The organism is uncultured Aggregatibacter sp. (genome assembly GCF_938046485.1).
In the GTDB taxonomy this organism is placed as follows: Bacteria; Pseudomonadota; Gammaproteobacteria; order Enterobacterales; family Pasteurellaceae; genus Aggregatibacter.
The window spans coordinates 69,424-75,765 of sequence record NZ_CALIWN010000046.1; the positions used below are offsets into that span (position 1 = coordinate 69,424).

Here is a 6,342-nt window from a genome sequence, read left to right on the forward strand (position 1 = left end):
ATACACTACTCAACTTATCGCAATGAGCGTAAACTTAAACATAGGAAGAAACAAATGAGCATTGAAGAACGCGTAAAAAAAATCATCGTTGAACAATTAGGCGTGAAAGAAGAAGATGTAAAACCTGAAGCGTCTTTCGTTGAAGATTTAGGTGCGGATTCTTTAGATACTGTTGAATTGGTGATGGCTTTAGAAGAAGAATTCGATATCGAAATTCCAGACGAAGAAGCTGAAAAAATCACAACAGTTCAATCAGCAATTGATTACGTTCAAAACAATCAATAATTTCTGATTCTCAATTTAGGCGGTTTAATAACCGCCTAAATTTTTTTTATCAAAAGAAAATCACAACATCACCCCGCCATCACGAAATTTCTCAATAAATCCAAAGACTAACCTTGTTCTGTTATACAAACCTTTCTCATTTTCTTATAAAAACACTACATATTGTGTGTTGAATAGTTAAAAATAACTATATATAGTATTGCCAATTTTAATCACACACTATAGGTGGCATACATGGGGACATTCTTCGTCATAAAGCGTGATGGTTCACGCATCGGGTTTGAAATTCAACGCATTATTAATGCCATTAAAAAGGCAGCGCAAGCGGTGGGTATTCAAGATGAACGTTTTTGTCATGATATTGCACAAAAAGTCAGCAATGACATTTTTGCGCATCATCAACAAGAAATTGACATTAGCCACATTCAAAAGATTGTCGAAAATCATCTGATGGCAAGCCAATATCCACAAATTGCACGCGCTTATATTGAATACCGTCACGAACGTGATATGGCGCGTGAAAAACGCAGTCAATTAACCAAAGAAATCGAAGGGCTGATTGAACAAAGCAACGTGGAATTGCTCAACGAAAATGCCAATAAAGATGCCAAAGTGATCCCGACGCAACGGGATTTATTGGCCGGTATCGTGGCGAAACATTATGCCAAGCGTTACATTTTACCGCGCGATGTGGTGGAAGCTCATGAAAAAGGTGAAATTCACTATCATGATTTAGATTATTCACCTTTTTTCCCGATGTTTAACTGTATGTTAGTCGATTTAAAAGGCATGTTGACCCGTGGTTTTAAAATGGGGAATGCTGAAATCGAACCGCCGAAATCCATTGGCACCGCAACCGCTGTCACCGCCCAAATCATCGCCCAAGTGGCTAGCCATATTTACGGTGGCACCACCATTAACCGCATTGATGAAGTGCTTTCACCTTATGTGCAGTTAAGTTATGAAAAACATCTGAAAAACGCGGAACAATGGAACATTCCCGATGCGCAAGGATATGCGCAAGCCTTGATTGAAAAAGAATGCTTCGATGCCTTCCAGTCCTTGGAATATGAAGTAAACACCTTACACACCGCTAACGGACAAACGCCGTTTGTTACCTTTGGTTTTGGCTTAGGCACAACGTGGCAAGCACGTTTGATTCAAAAATCGATTTTACAAAATCGGATTCGTGGCTTGGGCAAAAACCACAAAACACCGGTATTCCCGAAACTGGTCTTTACTCAACGTAAAGGGGTGAATTTGGAGCCAAATGATCCGAATTACGACATCAAACAGCTTGCGTTGGAATGTGCCAGTAAACGGATGTATCCGGATATTTTGAATTACGACCAAGTCATCAAAGTTACCGGTTCCTTTAAAGCACCCATGGGATGTCGCAGTTTCTTGGGCGCATACGAAGAGGATGGCGAACAAATCCATGACGGACGTAACAACCTCGGCGTAGTGAGCCTCAATTTGCCACGTATTGCCATTGAAGCCAAAGGCGATGAAAAACGTTTCTATGAAATATTGGATCAACGCTTGGCTTTGGCGAAAAAAGCCCTGATGACCCGCATTGCTCGTTTAGAACACACTAAAGCCCGCGTCGCGCCAATTCTCTACATGGAAGGCGCCTGTGGCGTGCGTTTGAAAGCAGACGATAACGTGGCACAAATCTTTAAAAACGGCCGCGCCTCTATTTCCCTTGGCTATATCGGCATTCACGAAACCATCAATGCGTTGTATCACCAAGGACATATTTACGATGACGAAATGCTGCGAGAAAAAGGCCGTGCTATCGTGGAACACTTAAGCAACGCGGTCAAACAATGGCGCGCCGAAACAGGTTATGCCTTCAGCTTATACTCCACGCCGAGTGAAAATCTGTGCGACCGTTTCTGCCGCCTTGACACCAAACAGTTCGGCGTTATCGACGGCGTGACCGACAAAGGCTACTACACTAACAGCTATCACTTGGACGTAGAGAAAAAAGTGAACCCGTACGACAAGTTAGACTTTGAAATGGTGTATCCGCCATTGGCTAACGGTGGTTTCATTTGCTACGGCGAATACCCGAACATTCAACATAACTTGAAGGCGTTGGAAGACGTGTGGAATTACAGTTACGACCGCGTGCCTTACTACGGGACCAACACGCCAATCGATGAATGCTACGAATGCGGTTTCACCGGTGAATTTGAATGCACCAGCAAAGGTTTCATCTGCCCGAAATGTGGTAACCACGACAGTGAAAAAGTTTCTGTTACTCGCCGCGTCTGCGGCTATCTCGGCAGTCCGGATGCCCGTCCATTTAATGCTGGGAAACAGGAAGAGGTGAAGCGTCGGGTTAAGCATATGTAATCTTAAGGCGTTGCCAAATCTCCCCTAACCCCTCTTTGCTAAAGAGGGGGATTTTAGGCGCATTATCATGATAAAGTGCGGTCATTTTTTGGGGGAGATTTTCAGTCAAAAACATGAAAAAATCTGACCGCACTTTTGCTACGCTCAAATAAAATGGGATTCCCGTATAAGACGCCTGAGCGGCTTGCCATTTTTAGGCAATTTTCGTTTGTTTGAGCGTAGCGAGTTCGAAAAGTGCCGTAAATAAAATGGCAATCAAGCGAAGAACAGCGGCTTATCCGGGTGCACTTTTCTTTGCTTACTTTCTTTTGTGCAAGCAAAAGAAAGTGAGTCGCCATCGGCGAAACCCGATATTTAAAAAAGCGAATTTGATTTAAACAAAACGAAAATGAACTACCTCCAATACTACCCCGTCGATATTGTCAACGGCGAAGGCACGCGTTGTACGCTGTTTGTCAGCGGCTGCACTCACGGCTGTAAGGGGTGCTATAACCAAAAAAGCTGGTCGTTTAGCGCCGGAGTGTCCTTTGGTATTGAGATGGAAGAACAAATTCTCAAGGATCTCAAAGACACGCGCATTAAGCGACAAGGATTAACCCTTTCCGGAGGAGATCCTTTGCATCCGAGAAATATAGAAGCCCTGCTTCCTTTGGTTCAACGAGTAAAACGGGAATGTCCCGACAAAGACATTTGGGTCTGGACGGGTTACAAATTAGAAGAGTTGGATGAATATCAACGGCAAATGTTGCCCTACATTGATGTGCTCATTGATGGTAAGTTTATTCAAGAACAGGCGGATCCAAGCTTAGTTTGGCGTGGCTCGGCGAACCAAGTGATTCATCGATTAACGTCAAAAAAACAGACTGCATCTAACATTTCTGACGGCTATTCAGCGGCTGGGCTTATTCAGCGATTTAAGATTTAGAGGCAAAAGTAGAGGCGGGAAAAACAAAGTGCGGTGGATTTAAAAAACATTTTTCAAACCCACCGCACTTTTTCATCTATTACAGAATATGTTGATATTCTTCTAACATTTCTTTCGGCCAAACGCTAGATTGCACTTCACCGATATGTTTTTTACGCAATAACAACATCGCCAAACGAGATTGCCCGATACCGCCACCAATACTTAACGGCAATTTGCCTTGCAATAATTCTTGGTGCCAATCCATGTTGAGACGGTCTTCATCGCCGGTTAAGCTCACTTGTAAACGTAACGCCGCTTCATCTACACGAATACCCATTGAGGACAACTCAAAGGCTTTACCAAGCTGGTCGTTCCAAACCAAGATATCGCCATTCAAGCCTTTGTAGCCGTTTTCTGACTCTGTTGTCCAGTCATCGTAATCCGGTGCACGTCCATCGTGTGGCTTGCCATCAGACAATTTACCGCCGATACCGACTAAGAAAACGGCGCCGTATTCTTTACAAATCGCATTTTCACGCTCTTTGCCGCTCATGTTTGGATAACGTTTCACAAGGTCTTCACTGTGTACGAAAGTAATGTGTTTTGGTAGTACAGACGGAATATCAAAACGGGCTTCCACCGCCAATTCTGTTAAGCGAATCGCACGATAAATCGAATTCACGGTTTCTTTTAAATAGGCGAAATTGCGACGGCCTTCCGGAATCACTTTCTCCCAGTCCCATTGGTCCACATAAACGGAGTGTGTCGCATCTAACGAATCTTCATCGGGACGCAACGCTTTCATGTGCACAAATAAGCCTTCGCCTTCTTTAAAATGGAAACGAGCCAATGTATGACGTTTCCATTTTGCCAAAGAGTGAACCACTTCAAACACTGCATTTGGGATTTGTTTCACATGCACTTGAACCGCTTTTTCAATACCGGAAAGGTTATCTTGCATGCCATTACCAACCTGACTTAAGATTGGGCCTTGAACTTCGATGATGCCTAATTGCTCGATGAGGTTTTGAGTAAATGTATTTTTTACAAAACTAATCTCTTGTTGTTGCAAAATAAATGTCTTTTTCATTGTTTTTACCCTATATTATTTAACGTTTCTACATGAATGCGGTAGATTCTCCCCATTCTTTAGGATTAATGCAACACAATTTAGCCAAAATTAAAGAAACTTCATCATTATTTAAATAACATCTAAAAAATAATATAATTATTTAGAGTTTTTAAAACAAAGGAGTGTGTTATGCACAATATCGACAATTTAGATCAACAAATATTGCGTGTATTAACCAAAGATGCCCGAACCCCTTATGCAGAAATGGCGAAAAATTTTGGTGTCAGCCCCGGTACGATTCATGTTCGGGTGGAAAAAATGCGCCAGTCAGGCATTATTGAAGGGACAAAAGTGAAAATCAATGAACGCAAACTGGGTTATGATGTTTGCGGTTTCATTGGCATTATTTTGAAATCGGCAAAAGATTATGACAAAGTGATCAAAAAGCTGGAAGCCATTGATGAAGTGGTGGAAGCCTATTACACCACCGGCAATTATTCCATTTTCATTAAAGTCATGACTCACACGATTGCCGAACTCCATTTAGTCTTGTCGGCTAAAATTCAGTTGATCGACGAGATTCAATCCACAGAAACCTTAATTTCCATGCAGAACCCGATTTTGCGTGATATTAAACCGTAAAAAACAAAGAACAAGAAAGGAGGATGTTATGTCAGAAGTCTTTCACCTTGGCTTAACGAAAGCCATGTTAGATGGGGCTAAATTAGCCATCGTCCCAGGCGCACCGGAGCGTGTGGAACGCATTGCCCGCTTATTAGATCGCCCAAAATTCCTCGCCTCCACCCGCGAATTTACCTCTTGGCTCGGTTATATTGAGGAACACGCTGTGGTCGTATGTTCCACCGGTATTGGTGGCCCATCCGTTTCCATCGCGGTAGAAGAACTAGCCCAACTCGGTGTGCGTACTTTCTTACGTATCGGCACAACCGGCGCCATCCAACCGCACATTAACGTCGGTGATTTATTAGTCACGACAGGTGCAGTGCGTCTTGATGGTGCCAGCCGCCATTTCGCCCCATTGGAATATCCGGCGGTGGCAAACTTTGAATGTACCGAAGCCCTTTACAAAGTCGCTAAAGAAGAGGTCGGCGATGCCGTCCATGTGGGTATCACCGCCTCTTCAGATACTTTCTACCCAGGACAAGAACGTTATGACACCTACACCGGCAAGATTTGCCGTCATTTCCAAGGTTCATTAAAACAATGGCAAGAATTGAACGTGATGAACTATGAAATGGAGTCTGCCACCTTATTCACCATGTGCTCCGCACTGGGTTTACGTGCCGGCATGATCGCAGGAGCTATCGTCAACCGCACCCAACAAGAAATCCCGAATGAGGCGACGATTCAATCCACGGAAGAACGCGCGATTCATGTGGTAGTGAAAGCGGCAGGCTTGTTAGTGTAATTTTATCGGCTTACTGATGTAGAAGATCTGTGAGGATCTTCTACATTTATTATAGCCAGGCAAAGTCTGGCTATAAAAACCATATGCTATGCGTATGGAGACAAATAGCTTAAGCGATGAACAGAAAAAAATCCTCGCTATATAATGAACAAGGCTGACAACCAAAATTCAACATATAGGAGGATTATTTACCCCTCGTAGCGTGCATCTTGATGCACGACCGAATCACGCACGGAACGTTATTTAACCCTTTCGGGCATTCACGATTTCGTGCAACAAGTTGCACGC

General features: G+C 43.3%; 6 protein-coding genes. 5 read left to right on the top strand and 1 reads right to left on the bottom strand.

The annotated features are described in order from the left end of the window. Positions 1-54 precede the first annotated feature (54 nt). The 3 genes from acpP to nrdG all read left to right on the top strand — a co-directional run bounded on the left by acpP (position 55) and on the right by nrdG (position 3,571). The gene (gene acpP / locus Q0203_RS06165; protein ID WP_005544465.1) at positions 55-285 is read left to right on the top strand and encodes an acyl carrier protein; all 231 of its coding nucleotides are present in this window, start codon (positions 55-57) and stop codon (positions 283-285) included. Positions 286-519: 234 nt separating this feature from the next. After that, positions 520-2,646, top strand: coding sequence for an anaerobic ribonucleoside-triphosphate reductase (nrdD, locus tag Q0203_RS06170; protein WP_297930410.1), 2,127 nt, complete (start codon positions 520-522; stop codon positions 2,644-2,646). 388 nt (positions 2,647-3,034) lie between these two features. Then, positions 3,035-3,571: an anaerobic ribonucleoside-triphosphate reductase-activating protein gene (gene nrdG / locus Q0203_RS06175; protein WP_296026512.1), complete on the top strand. Its 537-nt coding sequence runs from the start codon at positions 3,035-3,037 to the stop codon at positions 3,569-3,571. A 79-nt stretch (positions 3,572-3,650) separates the two neighbouring features. On the opposite strand, the gene asnA is transcribed toward nrdG, so the two are convergent. Next, positions 3,651-4,643 (bottom strand): aspartate--ammonia ligase, encoded by a 993-nt coding sequence (gene asnA, locus Q0203_RS06180; protein ID WP_109432557.1) that lies wholly within the window; start codon positions 4,641-4,643, stop codon positions 3,651-3,653. Positions 4,644-4,814: 171 nt separating this feature from the next. Here asnA and asnC point away from each other — a divergent pair, with 171 nt between their 5' ends. Both asnC and udp read left to right on the top strand, forming a co-directional pair. Beyond that, positions 4,815-5,267: a transcriptional regulator AsnC gene (gene asnC, locus Q0203_RS06185; RefSeq protein ID WP_005715729.1), complete on the top strand. Its 453-nt coding sequence runs from the start codon at positions 4,815-4,817 to the stop codon at positions 5,265-5,267. A 28-nt stretch (positions 5,268-5,295) separates the two neighbouring features. After that, positions 5,296-6,054, top strand: a complete 759-nt coding sequence (udp, locus tag Q0203_RS06190) for a uridine phosphorylase (RefSeq protein ID WP_297930415.1) — start codon at positions 5,296-5,298, stop codon at positions 6,052-6,054. The last annotated feature ends 288 nt before the right edge of the window (positions 6,055-6,342 follow it).

Bases quoted from the DNA above. Each gene is read 5' to 3' on its own strand.
- acpP (WP_005544465.1), top strand. From the start codon at position 55: ATGAGCATTGAAGAACGCGTAAAAAAAATCATCGTTGAACAATTAGGC.
- nrdD (WP_297930410.1), top strand. From the start codon at position 520: ATGGGGACATTCTTCGTCATAAAGCGTGATGGTTCACGCATCGGGTTT.
- nrdG (WP_296026512.1), top strand. From the start codon at position 3,035: ATGAACTACCTCCAATACTACCCCGTCGATATTGTCAACGGCGAAGGC.
- asnA (WP_109432557.1), bottom strand. From the start codon at position 4,643: ATGAAAAAGACATTTATTTTGCAACAACAAGAGATTAGTTTTGTAAAA.
- asnC (WP_005715729.1), top strand. From the start codon at position 4,815: ATGCACAATATCGACAATTTAGATCAACAAATATTGCGTGTATTAACC.
- udp (WP_297930415.1), top strand. From the start codon at position 5,296: ATGTCAGAAGTCTTTCACCTTGGCTTAACGAAAGCCATGTTAGATGGG.